The organism is Methylobacterium sp. DB0501 (genome assembly GCF_011043735.1).
GTDB classification, from domain to species: Bacteria; Pseudomonadota; Alphaproteobacteria; order Rhizobiales; family Beijerinckiaceae; genus Methylobacterium; species Methylobacterium alsaeris.
The window spans coordinates 117,032-142,006 of sequence record NZ_JAAKGV010000015.1; the positions used below are offsets into that span (position 1 = coordinate 117,032).

Sequence of the window (24,975 nt, forward strand, 5' to 3'; positions counted from 1 at the left end):
CCTCGGTGGAGGAGGTCGTCTATTCCCGCTCGCCGGTGAGGCTCAGCAGCATCTGGAACAGATTGATGAAATTCAGGTAGAGCGACAGCGCCCCGAACACCGCGAGCTTGGAATTGGCTTCCTCGCCCCAGTTCTCGGCGTACTGCTCCTTGATCGACTGGGTGTCGTAGGCGGTGAGCCCGGTGAAGATCACCACGCCGATGAGCGAGATCGCGAATTGCAGCGCGCTCGAGGCCAGGAAGATGTTGACCAGGCTGGCGATGACGAGGCCGATCAGGCCCATCACCAGGAACGAGCCCATCCGCGAGAGGTCGCGCTTGGTGGTGTAGCCGTAGAGGCTGGTCGCCCCGAACATCGCCGCGGTGATGAAGAAGGTGCGGGCGATGCTGGTGCCGGTGAAGACCAGGAAGATCGAGGCCAGGGACAGCCCCATCACCCCGCAGAACGTCCAGAACAGGGTGTGGGCGGTGGCAGCCGAGATCCGGTCGGCGCGGAACGACAGCACCATGATGAAGGCGAGGGGCGCCAGCATCACGACGTATTTCAGCGGCGTGCCGAAGAGCGGCTTGTAGAGCGCCGGGGTCGAGGACACGCCGAGGGCGACGAGGCCGGTCAGGGCCAGGCCGAGCCCCATCGTGTTGTAGACCCGCAGCATGTGCCGCCGCAGGCCCTCGTCGAAGACCGCGCCGGCGGGGGCGGCGTGGGTCTGCCAGGCGAAGGGGGTGTTCATCGGGGAGGTCGCTCCGGGACGGGGACGGGTGGGGAGGTCAGTGCTGCAAGGCCGCCAGGGTGGCGGCGGCGCGGCCGAGATCGGGCTCGCTGCCCGATCCGCTGAGCGCGTAGGCGCCGCGTCCGGCGGTCCAGTAGACCGTCACGGCCTCGGGCGAGCGGACGACGGCCGGGGCGAGCGCCGCCGAATCGTCGCTGCGGGTGGCGAAGAGCGCGACCTTGCCGAGGCTGCCGGCATCGATCGCGACCTCGACGCCCGCGCCGCTGCGCGCGGGGAAGATCTGCAGGTCGTCGACGCGCCAATCCGCGGGAAGGGCGGGCAGGGCGATGCCGGTCGCCGCCTCGACCTCGCGCCGGTCATAGGCCGGGGTCGGGCGCTGGGAGGCCACGCGGGCCCGCACCAGGGCCGCCTGGCGGGCCTGGAGCGCCTCCTCGACGAAGGCCGGGGAATGGGTCTGCGCGATGGTGTTCTGCACGCCGAAATCGCCGGTCTCGTTGTGCAGGAGCCAGCCGGTGCCAACCAGCATGGCGATCACCGCGGCGCGCTGGAGCCGGGCGCCGATGCGCCGCCAGGTCAACGACCGGTCGAGGCGGCGGGCCGCCGAGGCCAGGCGCTCCGGCGTCGGGCCGACGCGCACGGCGCCGTCGCGCACCGACCCGAAGGCGGCGCAGAGCGCGTCGCGGGTGTGCAGGTCGGCCATCACCCGGGCGGCCACCTCGGGCCGTGCCGCCAGGTGCTCCTCCACCTCGATCCGCCGGCCGAGGTCGAGCTGGCCGTCGATATAGGCGTTCAGGTCCGTGTCGGTGATCGGGTCCATCGTCGCCTCCGGTGTCTGCTCGCGCCCCATCACGACGCCCTCGCGGAACGGGTCCCGCCATCGACTACCCGCAGCCGCGGCCCCGGGCGGGCCGGCGGCTCCTCGGGGGCCGGCTGGCGGGCGGTCCCGCCGCTCTCGATGTTGCGGAGCGCCGCCCGGGCGCGCCCGAGGCGCGACATCAGCGTGCCGATCGGGATGCCGAGCACGTCGGCGGCCTCCTGGTAGGCCAGCCCCTCGATCGTCACGAGGTGCAGGGCCTCGCGCTGCTCCGCCGGCAGGCGCTGGAACGCCTCGCGCACCTGGGCGAGGCGCACATGGCCTTCCTGGGCCGGGGGCGTGGCTTCGTCCGTCATCTGCCCGAGGGCGTCGGCGTAGCGCGCCTCGACCTTCCGGCGACGCTGGTCGTCGATGAAGGCGTTGTGCAGCACCGTCATCAGCCAGGTGCGCAGGTTGGTCCCCGGCCGCAGGGTGCCCTGGCGCTCGAGGGCGCGCACGAGGGTGTCGTGCACGAGGTCGTCGGCCTGAGTGGCATCACGGGTCAGGGACCGGGCATAGCGCCGGAGCGGCACCATGAGGTCGAGGACGTCGGGGCGCTTGCGAAGCATCATATGGGGTGAACGTGCGGGGGGCCGGGTCTAATCCCGGGCGTCGTCGCCCGGTGCCGGGAACGTTCACATCCGCGTGAGCGGCAGTGCCGATGATGCGCCGCTCCCACCCTCTCCCGCAGAGGGGGGAGGGGTCGCCCGCGCGTCCCGGGCTTGCGCATTCCCCCGATCTCGAGCGCGGAGGACGGGGACGGTCCTTGAAACGACGAGGGGCCCGCTTCGGGGCCCCTCGATCGTCTCAGGCAGAGATCCCGGGTGAGGGATCCCGTCAGTGCGACAGGATCCGCGACAGGAAGGTCTGGGCGCGCTCGCTGCGGGGGGAGCCGAAGAACTCCTCCTTCTGCGCGTCCTCGACGATCTCGCCCTTGTCCATGAAGATGACGCGGTTCGCGACCTTGCGGGCGAAGCCCATCTCGTGGGTGACCACCATCATGGTCATGCCCTCGCGGGCGAGCTCGACCATCACGTCCAGCACCTCGCCGACCATCTCGGGATCGAGGGCGGAGGTCGGCTCGTCGAACAGCATCACGATCGGGTTCATGGCGAGCGCCCGGGCGATGGCGACGCGCTGCTGCTGGCCGCCGGAGAGCTGGCCCGGGAACTTGTGGGCATGGGCCTTGAGGCCGACCCGCTCCAGCAGCGCCAGGCCCTTGGCCTCGGCTTCGGCCTTCGGCCGGCCGAGAACCTTGCGCTGGGCGAGGCTGAGGTTGTCGGTGATCGACAGATGCGGAAACAGCTCGAAATGCTGGAACACCATGCCGACCCGCGACCGGAGCTTCGGCAGGTTGGTCTTCTTGTCGGCGACCCTTGTGCCGTCGACGGTGATCTGGCCCTTCTGGAACGGCTCGAGGGCGTTGACGCACTTGATCAGCGTCGACTTGCCGGAGCCCGAGGGGCCGCAGACCACCACCACCTCGCCCTTGGTGACCGAGGTGGTGCAGTTCGTCAGCACCTGGAAGTCGCCGTACCACTTCGAGACGTCGTCGATGGCGATCATCGGCCCGGTGGTCGCCGTCACCGGCGGCCGCTCGGTGAGCAGGGTGCCGACGGGGCCGGTGCCCGGCGCCGCGTCGGTCGCGGCCTGCGGCTCCGAAACGGGGCTGACGGGCGGCATCGCGGAGGAGGTCATGGCGCGGATCCTAGCGGATGATGGCGACCCGGCGCTGCAGGCGGCGCACCAGGAGCGAGGCGATGAAGCAGATGGCGAAGTAGACGATCGCGGCGAACACGTACATCTCCACCAGGCGGCCGTCGCGCTGCGCGATCTTGGACGCGGCGCCGAGGAAGTCGGTGATCGAGAGAACGTAGACCAGCGAGGTGTCCTGGAACAGCACGATGGTCTGGGTCAGCAGCACCGGCAGCATGTTGCGGAAGGCCTGGGGCAGGATGATGCTGCCCATCGACTGCCAGTAGGTGAGGCCGAGCGCCGAGGCCGCCGCCGATTGCCCCTTGGGGATCGACTGGATGCCCGCCCGCATGATCTCGGAGAAGTACGCCGCCTCGAACAGCGTGAAGGTGATGAGCGAGGACGAGAAGGCGCCGACCTGGATCGGCCGTTCGGACCCGATGATCCACTGCCCGATATACGGCACCAGGAAGTAGAACCAGAAGATCACCAGCACCAGCGGCAGCGAGCGCATGAAGTTGACGTAGGCCTTGGCGACCTGCGGCAGCACCGGCAGGCCGGACAGGCGCATCATGGCGATCAGCGTGCCGAGCACCACGCCGCCGATCGCCGCGAGCGCGGTCAGCGTCAGGGTGAAGGCCATCCCGTCGAAGAACAGGTAGCGCCAGGAATTCAGGATGACGCTGAAATCGAAATTCGAGAACATCGCGAGCCCCAGCCCCAAGCTCTAGAGCATCTTCCGACGAAGCGGATACCGGCTCGCCTCAGAAAATGCCGCAAAATCAAAGACCTGGAGCGCCACCCGACCGCCCCGCGATCGGGTGGCGCTCCAGAGGATCAACGGCCCGGCACCGCGACGCGGCGCTCGATCACGCCCGCCACGGTCACCACGATCAGGTTGATGATGATGTAGATCACGGTCGCGGCCGTGAAGGCCTCGAAGACCTGGAACGAGAATTCCTGCATCGCGCGGGCCCGGGCGGTGAGCTCCAGGAGGCCGATGGTCAGCGCCACCGACGTGTTCTTCAGGTTGTTGAGGAACTCGGAGGTCAGCGGCGGCAGGATGATGCGGTAGGCGTTGGGCAGGAGCACGTAGCGGTAGGTCTGGGCGGTGGTGAGCCCGAGCGCCGTGCCGGCCATGCGCTGGCCCCGCGGCAGGGCCTGGATGCCGGCCCGCACCTGCTCGGCGACGCGCGAGGCGGTGAAGAAGCCCAGGCACACCACGGCGGTGTAGAACGGCGCGTTCGGCAGCTGCTTCAGCCAGGTGCCCCAGGATTCCGGCAGCACCTCCGGCAGCACGAAGTACCACAGGAACATCTGCACCAGCAGCGGGATGTTGCGGAACAGCTCGACATAGGCGTTGCCGACCATCTGGGCGCCCCGGCCCGGCAGGGTGCGCAGCACGCCGATCACCGAGCCGACCGCGAAGGCGATGACCCAGGCGCAGAGCGCAGTGACGATGGTCCACATCAGGCCCGACAGCAGCATGTCGGCGTAGGTGCCGTTCCCCTCGGGCGAGGCCTCGAAGAAGATGCCCCAGTTCCAGTTGTAGTTCATGCCCTGTCTTCCGGGTGCGCCTGATGTCGGATGGTATACGGGTTTTCCCGGCCCGGGCGAGGCGGGGCGCGGTCGAGGGCACAGGGAAAAGTGCCTGGAGGGACGAAATCGGTCGGCGCCGCCCCCCCGGGGGGACGCGGCGCCGGGTTCTCGGCTCAGTAGGCGGCCGGGTCCGGGCTGTCGCTCGGCTTGGCGAAGGCGTGCTGCAGCGCCTCGCTCATCGGCAGGTTCAGGTTGATGTCCCGCGGCGGAATCGGCTTCATGAACCACTTGTCGTAGGTCGTCTTCGACTCCGGGCTCTTGTAGAAGGCGGCGGTGGCCGCATCGACGACCTTCTTGAAGGGAGCGTCGTCCTTGCGCAGCATGATGCCGTAGGGCTCGGGCTTCGACAGGGCGTCGGTCGAGATCGCGTAGGCGCCCGGATCCTTGGAGGAGGCGGCGAGCGAGGCGAGCAGCACGTCGTCCATCACGAAGGCGGCGGCGCGGCCGGTCTCGACCATCAGGAACGCCTCGGCGTGGTCCTTGGCCGGCAGGATCGTGATGCCGAGCTTCTTATCGGCGTTGTACTCGTTGATCTGCTTGATGTTCGTGGTGCCCGAGGTCGACACGACGGTCTTGCCCTTCAGGTCCTCGAACTTCGTCAGGCCGCTCGACTTCTTGGCGACGAAGCGGTTGGCGGTCAGGAAGTGGGTGTTGGTGAAGGCGACCTGCTTCTGCCGGTCGACGTTGTTGGTGGTCGAGCCGCACTCGAGGTCCACCGTGCCGTTGGCGATCAGCGGAATGCGCGTCGCCGAGGTCACCGGGTTCAGCTTCACCTCGAGCTTGTCGAGCTTGAGGTCGGCCTTCACCGCGTCGACGATCTTGTAGCAGATGTCCATCGCGAAGCCGACCGGCTTCTGGTTGTTGTCGAGATAGGAGAACGGCACCGACGAATCGCGGTAGCCCAGCGTGATCTGCCCGGTCTCCTTGATCTTCTTCAGCGTCCCGGTGAGGTCCTGGGCAGAGGCGGCTCCCGCGGAGGCCGCCAGGCCGGCGAGCAGGACGGGAAGCAGGCTTCTCAAACGCATTCGTGCTCTCCTATTGGGCATCGACCTAGTCCGCCACGGCGATCATCACGTCAAGGGTTGGGCTGGGGATGGCGGCGCGTCCCGTCGGGTCGTGATGCGCCGGGACCTTTGCGCGACACCTTTGCGCAAGACCTTCGCGCAAGACCTTGCCGGCCGGCCGCGGGCGATGCCCGCCTGAGTCTCAGCAAGGGGCGGGCCAACCCGGCCGGCCGCCCGGCCGGGCAGCCCCTCGCGCACGGCCTGTTGCACCCCGGCCCCGCGCGCGCGAAGCTGCCGTGCCTTAAGGATCGGTCCTTCGCGGCGCGAATCCTGCCCGGCACCCGTGACGACCCCGCGACGACGGACCGACGAGACCGATGCAGATCGCCACGCCCTACCTGATGTTCCTCGGCGACGTGCCGGACACGCTCGCCGCCAAGACCGCCTACGGCATCGTCGACTGGCGGCCCGAATGGTGCGTCGGCCAGTTGCGCCTGCCCGGCTGCGCCGCCGATCTCGGCATCCCGGACCTCACCATCGCCGAGGGCGTCGCGAAGGGCGCCCGCACGCTGATCGTCGGCGTGGTCAATGCCGGCGGCGTGCTGCCGCAGCACTGGATCGCCACCATCGTGCAGGCGATCGAGGCCGGGCTCGACGTCGCGAGCGGCCTGCACACCCGCCTCGGCTCGGTGCCGAAGATCGCCGAGGCGGCGTCCCGCCACGGGCGCCGGCTCCACGACGTGCGCCATTCCGACCAGCGCTTCGACACCGGCAAGGGCACGCGGCGGCCCGGCAAGCGGCTGCTGACCGTCGGTACCGACTGCTCGGTCGGCAAGAAGTATACCGTGCTGGCGCTCGAGAAGGGCATGCGGGACCGCGGCCTCGACGCCGATTTCCGCGCCACCGGCCAGACCGGGGTGTTCATCTCGGGCCGCGGCGTCGCCATCGACGCGGTGGTGGCCGACTTCATCTCCGGCGCCGTCGAGTGGATCGCCCCTGCCGCCGACCCGGGCCACTGGGACCTGATCGAGGGCCAGGGCTCGCTGTTCCATCCGAGCTTCGCCGGCGTCAGCCTCGGCCTGCTGCACGGGGCGCAGCCCGACGCCTTCGTGGTCTGCCACGAGCCGACCCGCACGACGATGCGCGGCGTGAAGCATCCGCTGCCGAGCCTGCGCGAGGTGATCGACCTGACGGTGCAGCTCGGCCGCCTGACCAACCCGGACATCCGGCCGACCGGCATCGCGGTCAACACCCAGGCCCTGGAGGAAGGGGAGGCACGGGCGCTCCTCGAAAAACTCGCCGCCGAACACGGCCTGCCGGCGACCGACCCGGTGCGGTTCGGGGTCGTGGGGCTGGTCGACCGCCTCATCGAGGAGTTCCCGGCGTGATCCGGCTCGCGACCGCCATCGAACGCTGGCCGATCGCCGGCACCTTCACCATCTCGCGCGGCAGCCGGACGGAGGCCGTGGTGGTGACCGCCGCGGTGACCGACGGCACCGTCACCGGCCGGGGCGAGTGCGTGCCGTATGCCCGCTACGGCGAGACCGTGGAGGGCGTGCGCGCCCTGATCGCCGCGCAAGCGGACGCCCTCGCCGCCGGCCTGACCCGGCAGGACCTCGCGATGCGGCTTCCCGCGGGCGCCGTCCGCAACGCTCTCGACTGCGCCCTGTGGGACCTCGAGGCCAAGCGGACCGGCACGCCCGCCCATCGGCTCGCCGGGATCCCGGCGCCCGCGCCGGTGACGACCTGCTATACGCTGAGCCTCGGCAGCCCGGAGGCGATGGAGGCGGCGGCCCGCGCGGCTGCCGCCCGTCCGCTCCTGAAGGTGAAGCTCGGCGGCGCCGGCGATCCCGAGCGGATCGCGGCGGTGCGCCGGGGGGCGCCGGAGTCCCGGATCGTCGTCGATGCCAACGAGGCGTGGTCCCCCGAGACGCTCGCGGCCAACCTCGCGGCCTGCGTGGCGGCCGGGGTGCGGCTGATCGAGCAGCCGCTGCCGGCGGGCGACGATGCGGCGCTGGCCGGGATAGCCCGGCCGATCCCGATCTGCGCCGACGAGAGCCTGCACGACCGCGCCGGTCTCGACGGGCTCAAGGACCGCTACGACGCGATCAACATCAAGCTCGACAAGGCCGGCGGCCTCACCGAGGCCCTGCTGCTGGCGGAGGCCGCCAAGGCGCGGGGCCTGTCGATCATGGTCGGCTGCATGCTCGGGACCTCGCTCGCCATGGCGCCGGCGATGCTCCTGTCGGGCTACGCCGACTTCGTCGACCTCGACGGCCCGCTGCTGCTGGCCCGCGACCGCGAACCGGGCCTTCGCTTTGAGGGGAGCCTCGTCCATCCGCCCGAGCCGGCTTTGTGGGGGTGACGACCGTCGACCGAGCCCGGTGCGCTTGCGCCGGGTCGGCAAAGGATGCTCTGTGAACGGCAGGGGCCGGACACGGGTCCCGCATCCGGGAGAGAACCAACGCCATGATCCTGGTCAGCGTGATGTATCCGGGCGGCGCCGACGCCCAGCCCTTCGACCTCGATTACTACCTCAAGCACCACATGCCGCTGGTGCGCGAGCGCTGGTCCTCGATGGGCCTGGACAAGGTCGAGGTAGTCAAGGCGAGCGGTACGCCCGACGGCAGCCCGGCCCCGTTCCAGGTGATGGCGCTCCTCAGCTTCCGCTCGCTGGAGGACTTCCAGAAGGCGGGCGCGGCCCACGGCAAGGAGATCTTCGGCGACATCCCGAACTTCTTCAAGGGCCAGCCGGTGGTCCAGATCAACGAGCCGCAGAGCTTCTGATGCCGTATCCGGGAGACGACGCCCGGACGCGGCGTCGAAGCCCGCGCGACGCCCGAGCGAAGCCGAAATCCGCCTTGCGAAGGCGTCAGGCGGATTTCGCATGACGTCCTGAAGCACGGTCCGATCGCACCCCGATCGGGCCGCGCTCCGAATCCTTCAGTCTGCCGTGCCGTCTGCGCCAGACCGGCATACGCCTCGTCGGAACATGCTCCAGCGATGATCGATATCGTCAAGGTCCTGCGCGAGCAGCATCCGGATCTCGGGCCCTACGTCCTGGCCCTGCGCGAGCGCTCGGGGCTGGTGGCGCCGGACGATCCCGACGCCCTCGCGTCCGAGGTGCGGGACTGGGCCGCAACGGAGGCTCCCAGCACCGCCTTCAGCCGGCGCGCGGTCACCTACGCGATCTTCCCGGGGCTGCCGGAGGAGACCCGCACCCTCGGCGTCGTCGCCTTCGCCAGCGCCGCGGATCTCGCCCGCTTCGCCACGCGCTGGACCTGACCGTCACCGGCCCCGCACGACCAGCTCGCGCGGGGTCGGGGCCGAGCCGGCCATGCGGGCGCTCAACGTCAGCCCGAGATCGATGCAGAGCACCAGCAGGATGGCGGCGAGCAGCGCGATGATCGCCGCCTGGCCCCGTGGGGTGAGGGCCGCCACGGTCGCCCGCCTCGTCCCGGGGACCGGCGGCGGCAACGTCCCGGGTTCCGGCATCGGTGCGTCCTCCGCCAGGGCGGACACGCTCTCCAGGGGCGTGAAGCGCGGCCGGTAGCCGCCGACCGGCACGATGAGCCGGACCTCCAATCCCTCGGCGTGCTGGGCATAGACCTCGTCCAGGGCCCGGCGCAGGCGTCCGGCCTCGACGCGCACGCTCGGATCGATGCTCGGGTCGAAATCGGGCCCCCGGCCGAGGGCCTGGGTGGCGATGGTGTAGGCCTTGATGGTCGCGCCGCGCCCGGCCAGTTCCTCCTCGACCACGAAGCGCAGGAAGCGCGCGAGCTTGGGCGACCGCATGAAGGGCGGCGCGCGCAGCAGGATCTCCAGGGTCTCGACCACGCGGTCGGCCGGAACCTCCTCCCCGGTCACGGACATCGATTCGCCTTCCCCGCGGGGCCGGAGCGAAGGTCCGGCCTGCCACCGGACGCCGCGGCCCCCATGGAACTTGGGGCGAGTATAATGACGGGGCCGCAGGATGTTAGCCCTTTTCGGCCCGGCATCGCCGCCGGCCTGGGGATAGCGGGCCGGGGGATACCCGGCCAAGTCTCGCTGGGCCAAGTCTCGCCGGCGCAGGTCTCACCGGGGCAGGAACGGCACGGTGAAGAGCAGGCTGCGGGCCTCGTCGCGCACCTCGACGCGCCAGGCGGACCAGTCGATCCGCGTCGCCTCGGGGCCGTTCATGGCGTCGGCGATCAGGGTCCGGGCCTGGAGATGAGCCTCGCCGAGGTCACGGCAATTGAGCCCGGCCTCGTCCGGCACGCTCTGGACCGCATCCATGATATCGAAGAAGTAGCGGGGCACGGCGGCTCGGCCTCGAAGCTTCCGGTAAAAGAATACCGATAAATGTCACCAACCTGCGTGCCGGAGGCCCAAGGCCTGCAGCAGATCGAGCGATCACTTGTTAGGTCCATGCTCTGGAAACGGAAGCGACACGTTAAGGTTCCGCTTGGTCCTCGCTCGACAGGCCTAAGCCGCCAGACTTAAGGCGCACGAGGGCGTCTTGCCTCGTCCTCCGCGGCGCGCCGGCCGGGATCAGGGCGCCTCCCGCTCCGGAACGCCGCGCCAGGCGGGCTGGCGGTCGTGAGGGGTGAGAGTGTCGCGGGAGGGCGCCGCCTCCGCCGCGGCCGCCCGCAGGCCGGTCCCGACGGCACGCCCGGCCTCCGCGGCGGCGGTCTCGACCATCCGGGCGCGCAGGGATTCGGGGAGCATGGCGAGGACCGGACCGGCGATCTCGCCGAGGCTCGCCGGCAGGTGCGCCGCCCGAGAAGGGGCAGGGGCAAGGGTTTGAGCAGGGGCGGGGGGCTGGGCCTCGCCGAGGCGCAGGGGCGACAGATAGTAGATCGCGCCGATCACCAGCCCGGCCCGCAGCCAGAAGGCCATCCCGTTCCCCCGAAGTCGCCCGTCGTCCCCGCAGGACCACCCTGGGCCTGCAATGGTGAAGCGTTTCGGTGCGGGGACGGGCGATCTGCCGACATGCCTAACGGACGTCGCGAGGGGCATCGCGGCGCTTGGCCGTGCCGCCCCCCCTGCTCGCGACGCGTCAGCCTGTTCGCAACCCGGTCCGGGGTCTTCAATTTTTCTGAGCTTCCTGCTCAAGCGATTTGATCTGTTCGACAAAGCCGGCCTCGGCGTAAAATCGTTCCACGCCAGGCCGCCTCCCTCCGGCCATAGACCAACGATCGGGAAATCATGCCGACCGATATCGAGATCGCCCGCGCGGCCACCCTGCAGCCGATCACCGCGATTGCGCAGCGCCTCGGCATCCCCGACGACGCCCTGCATCCGTATGGCCGCCACATCGCCAAGATCGACCATGCCCATATCCGGGGCCTCGAGGCGCGGCCGGAGGGCAAGCTGGTCCTGGTGACGGCGATCAGCCCGACCCCGGCCGGCGAGGGCAAGACCACCACCACGGTCGGCCTCGGCGACGCGCTCAACCGCATCGGCCGCAAGACGGTGATCTGCCTGCGCGAGCCGTCCCTCGGCCCCTGCTTCGGCCAGAAGGGCGGGGCGGCCGGCGGCGGCAAGGCCCAGGTGGTGCCGATGGAGGCGATCAACCTCCACTTCACCGGCGACTTCCACGCCATCACCTCGGCCCACAGCCTCGCGGCGGCCCTGATCGACAACCACATCTACTGGGGCAACAACCTCGGCATCGACCTGCGCCGGGTGGCGTTCCGGCGCGTCCTCGACATGAACGACCGGGCGCTGCGCAACATCACCCAGAGTCTCGGCGGCGTCGCCAACGGCTACCCGCGCGAGGACGGGTTCGACATCACGGTCGCCTCCGAGGTGATGGCGGTGTTCTGCCTCGCCCGCGACCTCGCCGACCTCGAGGCGCGGCTCGGCCGGATCGTGGTGGCGGAGAACCGCGACCGCAAGCCGGTGACGCTGGCCGACCTCAAGGCCACCGGCGCCATGACGGTGCTGCTCAAGGACGCGCTGCAGCCCAACCTCGTCCAGACCCTGGAGGGCAGCCCGGCGCTGATCCATGGCGGGCCCTTCGCCAATATCGCGCATGGCTGCAACTCGGTGATCGCGACCCGCGCCGGCCTGCGCCTCGGCGACTACGTGGTGACGGAAGCCGGCTTCGGCGCCGATCTCGGGGCGGAGAAGTTCTTCGACATCAAGTGCCGGCAGGCGGGCCTGAGCCCGTCCGCGGTGGTGATCGTCGCGACGGTGCGCGCCCTCAAGATGCATGGCGGCGTCGCCAAGTCGGATCTCGGCACCGAGAACGTCGCGGCCCTGGAGCGGGGCTTCGCCAACCTCGCCCGCCACGTCGAGAACGTGCGCCGCTTCGGTGCGCCGGTGGTGGTGGCGGTCAACCATTTCCACGCCGATACCGACGCCGAGCACGCGGCCCTCAGGGCTCTGTGCCGCGACCGGCTCGACGTCGAGGCGATCACCTGCCGGCACTGGGCCGAGGGCGGCGCCGGAGCGGAAGCGCTGGCCCAGGCCGTCACGGCCCTCGCCGATGCGGGGCCGGCCGCGCCGCCGCGCTTCGTCTACCCGGACGCGATGCCGCTCGAGGACAAGATCCGCTCCATCGCGCAGACGCTCTACGGCGCCGCCGACATCCAGGTCGAATCGAAGGCGGCGGCCAAGCTCGCGGCGTTCGAGAAAGCGGGCCACGGCCATCTGCCGGTCTGCATGGCCAAGACCCAGTACTCGTTCTCGACCGATCCGAGCCTGATGGGCGCCCCGAGCGGCCACGTGGTCGCGGTGCGCGACGTGCGGCTCTCGGCCGGCGCCGGCTTCGTGGTGGCGATCTGCGGGGAGATCATGACCATGCCGGGCCTGCCCAAGGTCCCGGCGGCGGAGGGCATCCACCTCGACGCCGAGGGACGGATCGAGGGGCTGTTCTAAGCAGAGTTCGCAAGAGCAGCTGCCGGCTCCGCCGCAAAAATCTGCGACGAAACAGAGAGTTTAAGCGGACGAGGCGTCGGCCTGCCAACGCAAGACCGCTTGGCCTAGATCTCGGCCCGCAAGGGCCGGCTGAGCAGGCCGGCAATGGCCTCGTCGAGGTGGAGCGTGCCGGAGACGAGGCCGGCCACCGCCTCGGCGACCGGCATCTCGACCCCGCGCCGGCGGGCGAGCGCCAGCAGCCCCTGCGCGGAGAAGGCCCCTTCGGCGAGCTTGCCGCCGGAGGCCTCCGCGAGGCTCGCGCCACGGCCGAGCCGCTCGCCGAAGGCGAAGTTGCGCGACTGCGCCGAGCCGGCGGAGAGCACGAGGTCGCCGAGGCCGGACAGCCCCATCAGGGTCTCGGGCCGGGCGTCCCAGGCGCGGGCGAAGCGCATCAGCTCGGCGAAGCTGCGGGCGACCAGGGCCGCCCGGGCGCTCTCGCCGAGGCCCCGGCCGATCGCCGCCCCGCAGGCGATGGCGAGCACGTTCTTGGCCGCCCCGCCGATCTCGACCCCGCGCGGGTCGCTGCCGTGATAGACCCGGAAGGTCGGCCCCGACAGGGCGGCGGCGAGGCGCGCCGCCAGGTCGCCGTCGCGGCTCGCCAGGGTCACGGCGGTGGGCAAGCCCCGGGCGACGTCCGCCGCGAAGCTCGGACCGGACAGGACGGCGATCGCGGCGCTCGGCGCGGCCTCGGCGGCCACGTCGGTCAGGAAGGCGTCGGTGCCGCGCTCGATGCCCTTGGCGCACAGGATCAGCGCCGCGTCCGGCCGGAGGTGGGGGCGCAGGGTCGTCAGGACGCCCCGCAGGGTCTGGGCCGGCGTCACCACCAGCACCGCCTCGGCCTCGGCGAGGTCCCCGGCGGCGGCCGTCGGGCGCACGCCCGGATGCAGCGTCACGCCGGGAAGGTGGCGGGCATTCTCGCGGGAGCGGGCCATGGCGGCGGCGCTCTCGGCGTCGCGCATCCACAGCGCGACAGGCCGCGTTGCCGCCGCGGCGGCCGCGTTGGCGAGCGCCGTGCCCCAGGCCCCGCCGCCCAGGACCGCGATCGGGCCGACGGTGTTCGGGCCGATGGTGTTCATGCAGCGCCTCCCGCCCTGAAATCCGCCGCCGCCAGCCGGTACAGCCGGTGCGGCCGCAGGGGATGCCCCTCGGCAAGGGCCGGATGGTCGAACCCGCCGACCTCGCTCATGCCGAGGCGCTCCATCACCCGACGCGAGGGTGCGTTCACCTCCGCCGTATAGGCCACGATCTCGGTCAGCGCGCAGCGGGCGAAGGCGTCGGCGAGCGCCAGACGGGCGCCGCGGATGGCGAAACCCCGTCCCCAGGCGGGACGGGCGAGGCGCCAGCCGATCTCGACGAGGCCGGTCCGAGCGAGGCCGGTCTCCTGCCCGATCAGCGCCCCGAGCGGCAGCGGCCGCGCCGGACGCCAGCAGCCGACGAAGCCGCAGAACCCCTCCGGCGCCTCGACGGCCCAGGGCCCGAACCCGTCCTCCTCGAAGCGCCGGGCGAGCGCCCTTGCCTCGGTCTGGCTCTCGCGGGCGGTCTTCGGGGACGGAAAGTACCGCATCACCTCGGGGTCGGCGCAGAGGGCCGCGAAGGGGGCGTCGTCGGACAGGCGCCAGCGCCGCAAGGAGAAGCCGTCGCCGGACAGGCTGCTCGGCGGCGGCGGCACCGGGCGCTTGCGCCGCCAGAGCAGCGAGCGGTGGTTGAGGAGCGCGAGGTCCTGCCGGCCGGCCAGCACCGCCTCGCCGAGACTGACCGCGAGGGCCAGCCGCTCGGGCGGCATGTTGGCCCAGGCCGGCGGCGCCACGCTCTCGCGCCAGGGCCCGCCGCAGGCATTGTCGAGCAGGATGCGGGCGAAGCAGTGGTTCTGCGAGACCGGCCAGTCGGGATGCCGGGCCGCGGCTTCGGGCAGGCGCTCGTCGACCAGGGCGCGCCAGCGGCGCTGCTGCGCCGCGATCTCCCCGGGGGTCGTCATGCGGCGGGCATCATGCGGCGGGCGACGGGGACCGGCTGTCGGATCGATCCCCGGCCACGTCCTTGGCCTGGGCGAAGGGCCAGCGCGGGCGGGCGGGCGCCGTGATGTCGTCGGTGAGGCCGAGCCGCAGGCGCTCGATGCCGGCCCAGGCGATCATCGCGCCGTTGTCGCCGCAGAGCGGCAGGGGCGGGGCGACGAGCGGCAGACCGGCCTCGCCCGCCTGCCGGGCGAGCGCCCGCCGCAAGGCGCCGTTCGCCGCGACGCCGCCGGCGGCGACCAGCGCGGTCGGATGCCCGGCGACGGGACCGAAATCGCGCAAGGCCACCCGGACCCGGTCGACCACCACGTCGACGACCGCCGCCTGGAAGCTAGCGCAAAGGTCGGCGACGTCCTGGTGGGTGAGGGGCGCGATGCGCTCGGCCTCGATCCGCAAGGCCGTCTTGAGGCCCGAGAGGGAGAAGTTGGGCTCGCGCCGGCCGAGCATCGGCCGCGGCAGGGCGAAGCGCTCCGGGTTGCCGCTCTCGGCGGCGCGCTCGACCTCGGGCCCGCCCGGATAGGCGAGGCCGAGCAGCTTCGCCACCTTGTCGAAGGCCTCGCCGATGGCGTCGTCGATGGTGCCGCCGAGGCGCACATACTCGCCGACGCCCTTCACGGCGACGAGCTGGGTGTGGCCGCCGGAGGCGAGGAGCAGGAGGTAGGGGAAGGCGAGGCCGTCGGTGAGCCGCGCGGTGAGGGCGTGGGCCTCGAGGTGGTTGACCGCCACCAGGGGCTTTCGCGAGACGAGCGCCAGGGTCTTGCCGGTGACGAGCCCGACCAGCACGCCGCCGATCAGCCCGGGCCCGGCGGCGACCGCGATGCCGTCAAGGTCGGCGAGGCGTAAGGAGGCGTGGTCGAGCGCCCGGGCGACCAGCCGGTCGAGCACCTCGACATGGGCGCGGGCCGCGATCTCCGGCACCACCCCGCCATAGGCGGCGTGCTCGGCGATCTGGCTCAGCACCTCGTTGGAGCGGATCTCCCCGCGGCCATCCTCGCCCAACGCCACGATCGCGGCCGCGGTCTCGTCGCAGGTGGTCTCGATCCCGAGGACGTTCATGAGGGGGTGATCTCGCGAGGGGGCTGGCACACCGCGCGGCGGCCGGTATGGTGCCTCAGATAACCCGCCGGCGCGGGGCCGGCCAAGTGGCAGTATCGCGCGCGAGTGGCGGTATCGCGCCGGCATCGAGTGCCGGGACGGAGGGGGGAGGGCGCGTGACGCGGGGAAATCGGGGCGGGACCGCCTTGCACGTGTGGATCGCCAGGCCGCTGCCGGCCGGCGCGCGCACGGCCGAGCGGGTCGCGGGCCTCGGTCACCGGCCGCTCCTCGCCCCGGTCCTCGACCTCGCCCCGAGCGGTGCGCCGCCGCCGGAGGGCCCGTTCGACGCCCTGGTGCTGACGAGCGCAAGCGCGGTGCCGGCACTGGCCGGCACGCCGCTCTCCGCCCTGCCGGCCTATTGCGTGGGCGCACGCACCGCCGCCGCGGCGCTCGAGGCAGGGCTGCAGATCGTGCACGAGGCCGGGGGCGATGCCCGGGCGCTGGCGGACCTGATCGGCGCGGCCCTGCCGCGCGGGGCGCGCCTCGTCCACGCCGCCGGGCGCGAGCGCAAGGACGAGCCGGCCGCGACGCTGGGCGCCCGCGGCTACCGGCTGACGGCCTGGATCGCCTACGCGGCCCGGCCCCTGGCCGGGCTGCCGGAGCCGGTGGCGGCGGCGCTCGCCGACGACGCCCTCGACGCGGCCCTGCATTACTCCCGCCGCAGCGCCGCGACGGCGTGGGGCCTCGCGCGAGCGGCGGGCTACGAGGAGGCGTTTCGCCGCGTGGCGCATCATTGCCTGTCGGCGGACGTGGCCGCCCCCCTGGTCGCGGCCGGCATCGCGTCCCATGTCGTCGCGGCGCGGCCGGACGAGGACGCCCTCCTCGCCGGTCTCGGCCCCATTCTTCTGGACAGTGCCGCAGAGGCGTCGCCGGCCCTTCGCCCGGGCTTGGAGCGATGCTAAGGGACGATGAATCAGCACGCGGCCCGGGCGGGATCCTGCCCTGCGTCGCGCTCCCGCCGCGCCGATGGGGCCGCCTTCCGGCGGCCTCCCGGCCCGGCTCACGAGGTGAGGATCTCCGGCCGTGACCCCATCCGACAAGGACCAGAAGGACTCGCGCAACCGTCCCGGCGGGCGCGGCGGCAGTGCGGATGGACCGATCATCGACCTGAAGGCCACCCGTGTCGCCGAGACGCCTAAGGCCGAGGCGGGGAAAGGCGAGACGGGCAAGCCCGACCCGACCAAGGATGCGCCGCGGCCGGACGCCGCGAAGCCCGCGTCGCCCGTCGCCGCCGCTGTGAAGCCCGGCGAGCCGGTAAAGGCCGCCGAGGTGAAGCCGGGCGAAGCGAAGCCGGGCGATCCGGCGAAACCCGGCGCGACCGGCGCCACCGGTACCTTCGCCCAGGGCCAGAAGCCCGTCGGCGTCACCGGCGCGAGCCCGGCCGTGGGCACGACCGGCAAGCCCGGCGAGGCGAAGCCCGCCGACATCAAGGCCGGCACGCCGGCCGCCGTGACGGGCGCGACCGGCTCCCCCTCCGCCACGGCGCCGACGGGAGCGGCGAAGACCGCGACGGCTCCGGGCATCACCGGCCCCGGCAGCGGCCCGCTCAAGGTCGGCGAGACCAGGCCCGGCGAGATCAAGCCCGGTACGCCGTCCTCCGTCACCGCATCCGCTACGGCCTCGCCCACGGCGTCTCCGACGGGGGCGGCGAAGGCCGCGACGGGACCTGGCATGACGGGACCTGGCATGTCGGGGCCTGGCGTGACGGGTTCCGGCATCGCGGGCCCCGGCAGCGGTCCGCTCAAGGTCGGCGATACCAAGCTCACAGACGGCAAGCCCGCCGCGCCGGTGACCGCCGTTGCCGGCACCAAGCCGCCGGAGGCGGGCAAAATTCCGGACGGCAAGACCCCGGACGGCAAGACCCCGGACGGCAAGCCGCTCGACACCAAGTCGCCGTCGGCTGGCACCGGCGCGACCTCGGGCGCCGCCTCGGCGGGCTCTGGCCCGAACCCGGCCGTGACGGGAGCCACCGGCGCCCGGCCGTCGATGGTGCCCAAGACCGGCATCCCGTCGACCGGCGCGACGGGCGCCTCCGCCGGCACGACCGCCGCCAAGGATGCGCCGAAGCCGGACCCGGTCCGGAGCACCGGCACGATTCCGGTCGCCGCGGCGCCGCAGGCCCGGTCGGGCGCCGGCTTCGGCTCGCTGCTGGCCGCCTCGCTGCTCGGCGGCGTGGTCGGGGCCGGGCTGCTCTACGGCGCGACCACCTACGGCCCGGCCTACGGCATCAACCTGCCGAAGCCCGCGAGCCCGCAGGGCGAGGCCTCCGGCACCGTGCCGCTCGACCAGCGCCTGGCCGAGTTCGCGCCGCGCGACAGCGTCCAGGCCCTCGACCGGCGCGTCGCCGCGGTCGAATCGACCCTGCGCCCGCTGCCCGACGCGGTGCGGGCCGCCGAGGCCGCCGCCAAGGCGGCGGGCCAGCGCGCCGACGAGGCCCTGCGCAAGGCGGAAGCCGCGCCGGTCGCCGGCACCGGCACCGGCCAGCCGGCGCCCGCCGCGCAGGCTCCGAGCCAGGCGCCGAATCAAGTCCCGAGCGTCGGCATCGACCCGGCTCGCCTCCAGGGCATCGAGAAGCAGCTCGCCGACCTCCAGGGCCGCACCGGGGGCGGCGATGCCGGCCTGCGCCAGCGGGTCGACGGCCTCGCCCAGGCGGTGTCCGCCCTCCAGGGCCGCGGCGACGGGGCCGACCTGCGCGGGCGCCTCGACGGGCTCGACAAGGGGCTGAAGGCGCTCCAGTCCGATCTCGCCACCCGCGCGACGGCCGAGGAGCAGGCCGACAAGGCGCTCGGCCAGCGCCTCGACGAGCTGCGCCAGGCTCTCGACGCGAGGGCCAAGGCGGCGGATCAGCGCTTCGACGCGCTCCAGCAATCCGCCGACGCCCGCACCAAGACCGTCGACCAGCGCCTCGCCGACCTCGCCAAGGCGGTGGAGGGCCGGGCCGAGGCGAGCAGCGTCCAGGCAGCGCTCCGGGTGGTGGCCTCCGACCGGATCGCCAGCGCGCTCGCGACCGGCGCGCCCTATGCCGACGCGCTCGCGACCTTGAAGCAGCTCGATCCCGGCCAGGCTGCGGCGCTGGCACCGCTGGAGCCCTTCGCGCAGAGCGGCGCCCCGACCGCGGCCTCGCTCGCCCAGAGCTTCCAGCCGGTCGCCGCCAAGCTGAACGCCGCGGCCCTCGCCGCCCGTCAGCGGGCGGTGGCGGAGCGCGGCAGCATCGCCGACCGTCTGACCAGCATGGCCGAGTCGATCGTCTCGGTGCGCAAGGTCGGCAGCGAGGGAGGGGCCCCGGCGCCGAGCCCGACTGCCGACCCGACCGAGGCCGGCGTGGCGAAGATCCAGGACGCGCTCGCCCGCGGCGCGGTGGCGGAGGCCGCCCAGGCCTTCGACGCCCTGCCGGAGCAGGCCCGCCAGGAGGCCGGCGATTTCGGCCAGCGCCTGAAGGCCCGCGCCGCCGCCGGCGAGGCCGCCCGCGCGCGCCTGGCCGCGTCCTTCGCGGCTCTCCAGGGCCCGGCGACCCGCTGATACGCGAGGGCGCGGCCGCTTGCTTGCGGTCGCGCCGCGTTCGTTCCCGGTGCGTCCGCTACGGCGGCCGCGGTGATCTCTCGGGGCTCTGATGACGCCCCCTCGCGCGCCCTTCAGCGGCAGCGCGGCTTTCTGGAGTTGATGGACAGATGTGGCGCGCACTCGCCTTCCTGGCTCTCCTCGCCCTCGCCGCCTACGGGGCGGTCTGGCTCGCCGACCGGCCCGGCGTGGTCACCGTGACCTGGGGCGGCTACGAGCTGGCGACCAGCCTCGCGGCGGCTCTGGTCGGCGTGATGGTGCTGGCGGTGGTGCTCGGCTTCGTCTGGGCCTTCGCCCGCGGCGTCCTGAACCTGCCGGAGCGGCTCACCCTGTCGAGCCGGCGCCGGCGCCAGGAGCGTGGCTACAGCGCGCTGTCGCGCGGCATGGTGGCGGTGGGCTCCGGCGACCCGATCGCGGCGCGGCGGCTGGCCGGCGAGGCCGAGCGCCTGCTCGGCGCCGAGCCGCTCGCCCTGCTGCTGACCGCCCAGGCGGCCCAGATCTCCGGCGACCGCGCCGGGGCCGAGCGCGCCTTCCGGCGCATGGTCGACGATCCGGAGACCCGGGTGCTCGGCCTGCGCGGCCTGTTCGTCGAGGCGCGGCGCCAGGACGACGAGGCGTCCGCCCGGGCCTACGCCCTGGAGGCCGCCCGCCTCGCCCCGAGCGTGACCTGGGCCAACGAGGCGGTGATGGAGGGCCAGTGCGCCGACCGCGACTGGACTGGCGCCCTCGACACCGTGTCCCGCCGCGCCAGCCTCGGCCTGTCCGACAAGGCGGCGATGCGGCGCCAGCGCGCCGTGCTGCTGACCGCGAGCGCCCTCGACCTCGAGGCCGGCGACCCGGAGCGCGCCCTCGCCCAGGCCCGCGAGGCGGTCAAGCTCGCCCCCGATCTGGTGCCGGCGGCGGCCGTCGCCGGGCGTCTCTTCGCCCGCCGCGGCGACCTCAAGCGCGGCGCCCGGGTGGTCGAGGCGGCTTGGCGCGCCAACCCGCATCCGGACCTCGCCCGGGTCTATCTCGACCTGCGCACCGGCGATTCGAGCCGCGATCGCCTCGCCCGCGCCGAGACCCTGGCCCGGATCTCATCCTGGCACCCGGAGGCGCGCTTCGCCATCGCCCGCGCGGCCCTGGACGCCCGCGAGTTCGGCCGCGCCCGGGACGTGCTGGCCCCGCTGCTCGCCGACCAGCCGACGGCCCGCGCCTACGCGCTGATGGCCGAGATCGAGGAGGCCGAGCACGGCAAGAATTCCGGCAAGGCCCGCGAGTGGCAGGCCCGCGCCGACCGCGCCCCGCGCGACCCGGCCTGGTGCGCCGACGGCCTCGTCACCGACCGCTGGGCCCCGATCTCGCCGGTGAGCGGGCGCCTCGACGCCTTCGTCTGGCAGACCCCGCCGGACCTGCTCGGCCGCGCCCACGGCACGGCGCACGAGCCCGAGCCGGCGGCGAGTGCGCTGAACGGCGCCGAACCGGCCGCGAAGGCGGGCAACGGCACGACGACCATCGGCACCCTGACCTCCGGAGCCACGGGTCCGGGGGTGGTGCCGGTGTCGGTGAAGGTGCCGGAGGTGGTCGGGCCGGGGCGGTGAGCGCACCGGGCCGGGTTCGCTCCGCTACTTCACAGTCCGGGGCCGCGCAGCGGAGCCCGGACCCGAAGTAGCGCGATCCCGACCTGCCGGTGCTGCAAGACGAAGCGGCAAGACGAAGCGGGAGCGCGCGACGCTCGATCCCGGGCGGTTCGCGGGTCTGGATCCCGGGCCCCGCTCTCGCGGGCCCGGGTCGAGACGCGGAGGGCGGTACGGCCGCGGCGCTCAGGCCACTGCCGCCATCCCGCCCGCCGGCGCCTCCCATTCCGGCCCCCAGACCTGCACCACGTGGCCCGGCGAGACCTCCCGGTACAGCCGCTCCGGCGGCGCGTAATCGACCGGGCGGATCGGGCTCTTGATCTCGTCGCTGCGCACGGCGTGGAGCTGGCGGCGACGGCCCGGATCGGGCACCGGGACCGCGGCGATCAGCTTCTTGGTGTAGGGGTGCTGGGGCGCGCCGAAGATCGCCGCGCGGGGGCCGATCTCGACGATCTCGCCGAGATACATCACGGCGACGCGGTGGCTGACCCGCTCGACCACCGCCATGTCGTGCGAGATGAACAGGTAGGCGAGGCCGAGCGCGGCCTGGAGGTCGAGCATCAGGTTCACCACCTGCGCCTTCACCGAGACGTCGAGGGCCGAGACCGATTCGTCGGCGACGATCAGCCGGGGCTCCAGGGCGAGTGTGCGGGCGATGCAGATGCGCTGGCGCTGGCCGCCGGAGAATTCGTGCGGGTAGCGGCTGGCCATCTCGGGCTTGAGGCCGACCCGGCGCAGCAGGTCGGCGGCGCGCTCGCGGGCCTCCTTGCGTGAGCAGAGACGGTTGATCAGCAGCGGCTCGGCAATCGCCGCGCCCACGCTCATCCGCGGGTCGAGGCTGGCGAAGGGATCCTGGAAGATCATCTGCATCCGCCGGCGGCATGCGCGGAGCGCCGCGGGCGAGAGGCCGAGCACATCCTCGCCGTCGAGGAGGACCGCCCCGGCGACCGGCTCGATCAGCCGCAGCACCGAGCGCCCGGTCGTCGACTTGCCGCAGCCCGATTCGCCGACGAGCGCCAGGGTCTCGCCCGCCCGCACCGCGAAGGACACGTTCTCGACCGCGTGGACCCGGCCGCGCACCCGCGACAGCAATCCGCCGCGGATGTCGAAGCGGGTGGTCAGCCCCTTCACCTCGAGCACCGGGCGCTCGCCCTCGCGCACCGTGTCCGGCAGGGGCGTGGCCGCCTCCGGCTCGCCGGTGGCGCGGTCGACGATCTCGAAGCGGGCCGGCCGGGCCTTGCCCTGCATGGCGCCGAGGCGCGGCACGGCGGCGAGCAGCGCGCGGCTGTAGGGGTGGGCGGGGCGGCGGAAGATCTGCTCGGTCGACCCCGTCTCGACGGCGCGCCCGTCGACCATCACCACGGTGCGGTCGGCGATCTCGGCCACCACCCCCATGTCGTGGGTGATGAACAGGACCGACATGCCCTCCTCCTCCTGGAGGAGCTTGATCAGGTCGAGGATCTGGGCCTGGATCGTGACGTCGAGGGCCGTGGTCGGCTCGTCGGCGATGAGGAGCTTCGGCCGGCAGGCGAGCGCCATGGCGATCATCACCCGCTGGCGCATGCCGCCGGAGAAGCGGTGCGGGTATTCGTGCACCCGCGAGGCGGCGGCCGGGATCCGCACCTTGTCGAACAGCCGCACCGTCTCGGCCTCGGCCTCCTTGTGCGACAGGCCGCGATGCAGCCGCAGGGCCTCGCCGATCTGGAAGCCCACGGTGAGCACCGGGTTCAGGCTCGTCATCGGCTCCTGGAAGATCATCGCGACGTCGTCGCCGCGGATGCGCCGCATCTCGGCATCCGGCAGGCGCAGGAGGTCGCGGCCTTGCAGCAGCACGCGGCCGCCGGTGCGGGTCGCGTCGCGCGGGGTGAGCCGCATGATCGACATCGCCGTGACGCTCTTCCCCGAGCCCGACTCGCCGACGAGGGCGACGGTCTCCTTCGGGCCGATGTCGAACGAGACGCCGTGCACCACCGGGCGCCAGGCCTGCTCGGAGCGGAACGCGACGGTGAGGTCCTGGACCGAGAGGATCGGGGTTTTCATGCCTGTCATCCTCACAGCACCCGACGCGGGTCGAGGGCGTCGCGCAAGCCGTCGCCGATGAAGTTGATCGACAGGACGGTCAGGAAGATCGCCGCCCCCGGGAACAAGGCCCAGTGCGGCGCCACGTCGAGATGGTCCTTGGCGTCGTAGAGCAGCCGGCCCCAGGTCGGGATGTCGGGCGGGAAGCCCAGCCCCAAGAACGACAGGGTCGATTCGGCGATGATCGCCGAGGAGACCTCGATCGTCGCCGCGACGATGACCGGCCCGATCGCATTCGGCAGGATGTGGCGGGTGACGAGGTGCCAGGCGGTCGCGCCCTGCGAGCGCGCCGCCTCGACGAATTCCTTCTCGCGCAAGGACAGGAACTGCGCCCGCACCAGCCGCGCCACCGGCATCCAGCGCAGGCCCCCGATGACCGCGACGATCATCACGAACACGCCGCCCTCGACCCCGAAGACCTGCTTCAGCTGGTCGCGGAACAGGTAGATGATGAGCAGCAGGAGCGGCAGCTGCGGCAGGGACAGGAACAGGTCGGTCAGCCACATCAGGAACGGGTCGAGGAAGCGCCGCGACATGCCGGCGAGCGCCCCCACCACCACGCCGACGAATGTCGCGACGATCATGGCGGCGAAACCGACCGCCAGCGAGATCCGGCCGCCATAGATCATCCGGGCCAGGAGATCCTGGCCGAGATCGTCGGTGCCGAGCGGATGGGCCCAGGACGGGCCCTGGAGCGTCGCCGCGAAGTCGATGTCGTCGATCGCCACCGGCCAGACCCAGCCGCCGACGAGGACCGCGAGCACGAGCAGGCCCAGCACGCCGACGCTGACGACCGCGAGGCGGTGGCGGCGGAAGCGCCGCCAGGTGTCCCGCCCCGACACCGCCGGCGGCGCGGGCGCCGCCGTCTCAGCGGTAGGAGATGCGAGGGTCGAGCCAGCCATAGAGGAGGTCCGCGACGAGGTTGAACAGGACGACGAGGCAGGCGAAGACGAAGGTGACGGCCATCACCACCGGCGTGTCGTTGGCGAGCATCGCGTTGATGAGGAGCGAGCCGATGCCCGGGATCCGGAAGATCTGCTCGGTGACGATGGCGCCGCCGAACACCGCCGGGATCTGGAGCGCCACGAGCGTCACCACGGGGATCAGGGCGTTGCGGGCGATGTGGCGGATCGTGACGGTGCCGTCCGACAGGCCCTTGGCCCGGGCGGTGGTGACGTAGTCGAGGCGGGCCACGTCGAGCACCGAGGCGCGGACGTAGCGGGTGTAGGAGGCGGCCTGGAAGAAGCCGAGCACGCAGACCGGCATGATCGCCTGCCGGACATGCTCCCACGCCCAGCGCCAGCCCGTCGCCGAAATGTCGGCCTGGTAGACGAAGGGCAGCCAGTCCAGCGTCAGGCTGAACAGCAGGATGAACAGCAGGCCGGTGAAGAAGGTCGGCAGCGAGAAGCCGATGAAGGCTAGCGTGTTCGCCACCTGGTCGAAGACCGAATAGGGCCGGATCGCCGCCAGGATGCCGACCGGCACGGCGATCAGGAGCGCCAGCACCTGCGACGAGCCGACCACGAACAGGGTGGTCGGCAGGCGCTGCAGGATCAGGTCGTCGACATCGACCCGGCTGGCGAAGGAGAAGCCCCAGTCGCCCTGGAGCATCGCCGTCAGCCAGTGCAGGTAGCGCACCAGGATCGGGTCATCGAGGCCGAACTTCAGCCGCAACGCCTCGCGCACCTCGGGCGGGACGTTGGGGTTGGTGGCGAGTTCCCCGAACGGGTCGCCCGGCGCCAGCGCCAGCACAGTGAACAGGATGAGGCTGATCCCGAGCAGGCTCGGGATCGCGATCAGCAGGCGGCGGAGAAGATAGGCTCCCATCGGG

At 72.5% G+C, this 24,975-nt stretch carries 24 protein-coding genes; 8 read left to right on the forward strand and 16 right to left on the reverse strand.

Annotated elements, in window-relative coordinates; genetic code table 11:
- Window positions 1-19 precede the first annotated feature (19 nt).
- The 7 genes from G4G93_RS21605 to G4G93_RS21635 form a co-directional block, all read right to left on the reverse strand.
- Window positions 20-730 (reverse strand): Bax inhibitor-1/YccA family protein, encoded by a 711-nt coding sequence (locus tag G4G93_RS21605; RefSeq protein WP_165087046.1) that lies wholly within the window; start codon window positions 728-730, stop codon window positions 20-22.
- A gap of 37 nt (window positions 731-767) precedes the next feature.
- Window positions 768-1,547: an anti-sigma factor gene (locus G4G93_RS21610; RefSeq protein WP_206289936.1), complete on the reverse strand. Its 780-nt coding sequence runs from the start codon at window positions 1,545-1,547 to the stop codon at window positions 768-770.
- Between the two features lie 29 nt (window positions 1,548-1,576).
- The gene (locus tag G4G93_RS21615; protein WP_206289941.1) at window positions 1,577-2,152 is read right to left on the reverse strand and encodes a sigma-70 family RNA polymerase sigma factor; all 576 of its coding nucleotides are present in this window, start codon (window positions 2,150-2,152) and stop codon (window positions 1,577-1,579) included.
- A 268-nt stretch (window positions 2,153-2,420) separates the two neighbouring features.
- Window positions 2,421-3,149 (reverse strand): amino acid ABC transporter ATP-binding protein, encoded by a 729-nt coding sequence (locus G4G93_RS21620; protein WP_165087190.1) that lies wholly within the window; start codon window positions 3,147-3,149, stop codon window positions 2,421-2,423.
- Window positions 3,150-3,291: 142 nt separating this feature from the next.
- Window positions 3,292-3,984, reverse strand: coding sequence for an amino acid ABC transporter permease (locus G4G93_RS21625; RefSeq protein ID WP_165087191.1), 693 nt, complete (start codon window positions 3,982-3,984; stop codon window positions 3,292-3,294).
- A 131-nt stretch (window positions 3,985-4,115) separates the two neighbouring features.
- A complete protein-coding gene (locus tag G4G93_RS21630) occupies window positions 4,116-4,835 on the reverse strand; it encodes an amino acid ABC transporter permease (RefSeq protein WP_165087051.1) in 720 nt (239 codons plus the stop codon).
- Window positions 4,836-4,990: 155 nt separating this feature from the next.
- Window positions 4,991-5,902 (reverse strand): amino acid ABC transporter substrate-binding protein, encoded by a 912-nt coding sequence (locus tag G4G93_RS21635; RefSeq protein ID WP_165087053.1) that lies wholly within the window; start codon window positions 5,900-5,902, stop codon window positions 4,991-4,993.
- Between the two features lie 356 nt (window positions 5,903-6,258).
- On the opposite strand from G4G93_RS21635, the gene dgcN reads away from it, so the two are divergent.
- From dgcN to G4G93_RS21655, 4 genes are all read left to right on the forward strand, one after another.
- Entirely contained in the window at window positions 6,259-7,269 is a 1,011-nt protein-coding gene (gene dgcN / locus G4G93_RS21640; protein ID WP_165087055.1) for an N-acetyltransferase DgcN, read from the forward strand.
- Window positions 7,266-8,246, forward strand: coding sequence for an N-acetyl-D-Glu racemase DgcA (dgcA, locus tag G4G93_RS21645; protein ID WP_165087056.1), 981 nt, complete (start codon window positions 7,266-7,268; stop codon window positions 8,244-8,246). The genes dgcN and dgcA overlap by 4 nt, the downstream gene beginning before the upstream one ends.
- Before the next feature lie 104 nt (window positions 8,247-8,350).
- Window positions 8,351-8,668, forward strand: coding sequence for an EthD family reductase (locus tag G4G93_RS21650; RefSeq protein ID WP_165087058.1), 318 nt, complete (start codon window positions 8,351-8,353; stop codon window positions 8,666-8,668).
- 216 nt (window positions 8,669-8,884) lie between these two features.
- Window positions 8,885-9,166 carry a hypothetical protein gene (locus tag G4G93_RS21655; RefSeq protein WP_165087060.1) on the forward strand — a complete coding sequence of 94 codons (282 nt, stop codon included), beginning with the start codon at window positions 8,885-8,887 and terminating at the stop codon, window positions 9,164-9,166.
- Window positions 9,167-9,169: 3 nt separating this feature from the next.
- Here G4G93_RS21655 and G4G93_RS21660 read toward each other — a convergent pair whose 3' ends face one another.
- From G4G93_RS21660 to G4G93_RS21670, 3 genes are all read right to left on the reverse strand, one after another.
- The gene (locus G4G93_RS21660; RefSeq protein WP_165087062.1) at window positions 9,170-9,754 is read right to left on the reverse strand and encodes a hypothetical protein; all 585 of its coding nucleotides are present in this window, start codon (window positions 9,752-9,754) and stop codon (window positions 9,170-9,172) included.
- A 201-nt stretch (window positions 9,755-9,955) separates the two neighbouring features.
- Entirely contained in the window at window positions 9,956-10,180 is a 225-nt protein-coding gene (locus G4G93_RS21665; RefSeq protein WP_165087063.1) for a DUF6894 family protein, read from the reverse strand.
- 231 nt (window positions 10,181-10,411) lie between these two features.
- Window positions 10,412-10,759 carry a hypothetical protein gene (locus G4G93_RS21670; protein ID WP_165087065.1) on the reverse strand — a complete coding sequence of 116 codons (348 nt, stop codon included), beginning with the start codon at window positions 10,757-10,759 and terminating at the stop codon, window positions 10,412-10,414.
- Window positions 10,760-11,068: 309 nt separating this feature from the next.
- Between G4G93_RS21670 and G4G93_RS21675 the strand changes: the two genes are divergently transcribed.
- Window positions 11,069-12,745, forward strand: coding sequence for a formate--tetrahydrofolate ligase (locus G4G93_RS21675; protein WP_165087066.1), 1,677 nt, complete (start codon window positions 11,069-11,071; stop codon window positions 12,743-12,745).
- A 104-nt stretch (window positions 12,746-12,849) separates the two neighbouring features.
- Here the strand turns inward: G4G93_RS21675 and G4G93_RS21680 are convergent, their stop codons facing one another.
- From G4G93_RS21680 to tsaD, 3 genes are read right to left on the reverse strand one after another with little or no spacing between them, the layout of a single operon-like run.
- The gene (locus G4G93_RS21680; RefSeq protein WP_165087068.1) at window positions 12,850-13,860 is read right to left on the reverse strand and encodes an NAD(P)H-dependent glycerol-3-phosphate dehydrogenase; all 1,011 of its coding nucleotides are present in this window, start codon (window positions 13,858-13,860) and stop codon (window positions 12,850-12,852) included.
- Window positions 13,857-14,759: a GNAT family N-acetyltransferase gene (locus G4G93_RS21685; protein WP_165087070.1), complete on the reverse strand. Its 903-nt coding sequence runs from the start codon at window positions 14,757-14,759 to the stop codon at window positions 13,857-13,859. The genes G4G93_RS21680 and G4G93_RS21685 overlap by 4 nt, the downstream gene beginning before the upstream one ends.
- A gap of 10 nt (window positions 14,760-14,769) precedes the next feature.
- Entirely contained in the window at window positions 14,770-15,852 is a 1,083-nt protein-coding gene (tsaD, locus tag G4G93_RS21690; RefSeq protein WP_165087071.1) for a tRNA (adenosine(37)-N6)-threonylcarbamoyltransferase complex transferase subunit TsaD, read from the reverse strand.
- 185 nt (window positions 15,853-16,037) lie between these two features.
- Here tsaD and G4G93_RS21695 point away from each other — a divergent pair, with 185 nt between their 5' ends.
- The 3 genes from G4G93_RS21695 (at window position 16,038) to G4G93_RS21705 (ending at window position 21,029) form a co-directional block, all read left to right on the forward strand.
- Window positions 16,038-16,793, forward strand: a complete 756-nt coding sequence (locus G4G93_RS21695) for a uroporphyrinogen-III synthase (RefSeq protein WP_246736940.1) — start codon at window positions 16,038-16,040, stop codon at window positions 16,791-16,793.
- 121 nt (window positions 16,794-16,914) lie between these two features.
- Window positions 16,915-19,410: a hypothetical protein gene (locus tag G4G93_RS21700; protein WP_165087074.1), complete on the forward strand. Its 2,496-nt coding sequence runs from the start codon at window positions 16,915-16,917 to the stop codon at window positions 19,408-19,410.
- Window positions 19,411-19,559: 149 nt separating this feature from the next.
- Window positions 19,560-21,029, forward strand: coding sequence for a heme biosynthesis protein HemY (locus G4G93_RS21705; RefSeq protein ID WP_165087076.1), 1,470 nt, complete (start codon window positions 19,560-19,562; stop codon window positions 21,027-21,029).
- A gap of 222 nt (window positions 21,030-21,251) precedes the next feature.
- On the opposite strand, the gene G4G93_RS21710 is transcribed toward G4G93_RS21705, so the two are convergent.
- Genes G4G93_RS21710 through G4G93_RS21720 form a run of 3 tightly spaced genes read right to left on the reverse strand, consistent with a single transcriptional unit; the run spans window position 21,252 to window position 24,971 of the window.
- A complete protein-coding gene (locus G4G93_RS21710; RefSeq protein ID WP_165087078.1) occupies window positions 21,252-23,105 on the reverse strand; it encodes an ABC transporter ATP-binding protein in 1,854 nt (617 codons plus the stop codon).
- 11 nt (window positions 23,106-23,116) lie between these two features.
- Window positions 23,117-24,046 carry an ABC transporter permease gene (locus tag G4G93_RS21715; RefSeq protein WP_165087080.1) on the reverse strand — a complete coding sequence of 310 codons (930 nt, stop codon included), beginning with the start codon at window positions 24,044-24,046 and terminating at the stop codon, window positions 23,117-23,119.
- A complete protein-coding gene (locus G4G93_RS21720) occupies window positions 24,012-24,971 on the reverse strand; it encodes an ABC transporter permease (protein WP_165087082.1) in 960 nt (319 codons plus the stop codon). Before G4G93_RS21720 ends, G4G93_RS21715 begins: the two co-directional genes overlap by 35 nt.
- Between the last annotated feature and the right edge of the window lie 4 nt (window positions 24,972-24,975).

Bases quoted from the DNA above. Each gene is read 5' to 3' on its own strand.
- G4G93_RS21675 (WP_165087066.1), top strand. From the start codon at position 11,069: ATGCCGACCGATATCGAGATCGCCCGCGCGGCCACCCTGCAGCCGATC.
- tsaD (WP_165087071.1), bottom strand. From the start codon at position 15,852: ATGAACGTCCTCGGGATCGAGACCACCTGCGACGAGACCGCGGCCGCG.
- dgcN (WP_165087055.1), top strand. From the start codon at position 6,259: ATGCAGATCGCCACGCCCTACCTGATGTTCCTCGGCGACGTGCCGGAC.
- G4G93_RS21620 (WP_165087190.1), bottom strand. From the start codon at position 3,149: ATGATCGCCATCGACGACGTCTCGAAGTGGTACGGCGACTTCCAGGTG.
- G4G93_RS21715 (WP_165087080.1), bottom strand. From the start codon at position 24,046: ATGGCTGGCTCGACCCTCGCATCTCCTACCGCTGAGACGGCGGCGCCC.
- G4G93_RS21705 (WP_165087076.1), top strand. From the start codon at position 19,560: ATGTGGCGCGCACTCGCCTTCCTGGCTCTCCTCGCCCTCGCCGCCTAC.
- G4G93_RS21635 (WP_165087053.1), bottom strand. From the start codon at position 5,902: ATGCGTTTGAGAAGCCTGCTTCCCGTCCTGCTCGCCGGCCTGGCGGCC.
- G4G93_RS21615 (WP_206289941.1), bottom strand. From the start codon at position 2,152: ATGCTTCGCAAGCGCCCCGACGTCCTCGACCTCATGGTGCCGCTCCGG.
- G4G93_RS21720 (WP_165087082.1), bottom strand. From the start codon at position 24,971: ATGGGAGCCTATCTTCTCCGCCGCCTGCTGATCGCGATCCCGAGCCTG.
- G4G93_RS21625 (WP_165087191.1), bottom strand. From the start codon at position 3,984: ATGTTCTCGAATTTCGATTTCAGCGTCATCCTGAATTCCTGGCGCTAC.
- G4G93_RS21655 (WP_165087060.1), top strand. From the start codon at position 8,885: ATGATCGATATCGTCAAGGTCCTGCGCGAGCAGCATCCGGATCTCGGG.
- G4G93_RS21605 (WP_165087046.1), bottom strand. From the start codon at position 730: ATGAACACCCCCTTCGCCTGGCAGACCCACGCCGCCCCCGCCGGCGCG.
- G4G93_RS21630 (WP_165087051.1), bottom strand. From the start codon at position 4,835: ATGAACTACAACTGGAACTGGGGCATCTTCTTCGAGGCCTCGCCCGAG.
- G4G93_RS21660 (WP_165087062.1), bottom strand. From the start codon at position 9,754: ATGTCCGTGACCGGGGAGGAGGTTCCGGCCGACCGCGTGGTCGAGACC.
- G4G93_RS21680 (WP_165087068.1), bottom strand. From the start codon at position 13,860: ATGAACACCATCGGCCCGAACACCGTCGGCCCGATCGCGGTCCTGGGC.
- G4G93_RS21610 (WP_206289936.1), bottom strand. From the start codon at position 1,547: ATGGACCCGATCACCGACACGGACCTGAACGCCTATATCGACGGCCAG.
- G4G93_RS21710 (WP_165087078.1), bottom strand. From the start codon at position 23,105: ATGAAAACCCCGATCCTCTCGGTCCAGGACCTCACCGTCGCGTTCCGC.
- G4G93_RS21650 (WP_165087058.1), top strand. From the start codon at position 8,351: ATGATCCTGGTCAGCGTGATGTATCCGGGCGGCGCCGACGCCCAGCCC.
- G4G93_RS21670 (WP_165087065.1), bottom strand. From the start codon at position 10,759: ATGGCCTTCTGGCTGCGGGCCGGGCTGGTGATCGGCGCGATCTACTAT.
- G4G93_RS21685 (WP_165087070.1), bottom strand. From the start codon at position 14,759: ATGACGACCCCCGGGGAGATCGCGGCGCAGCAGCGCCGCTGGCGCGCC.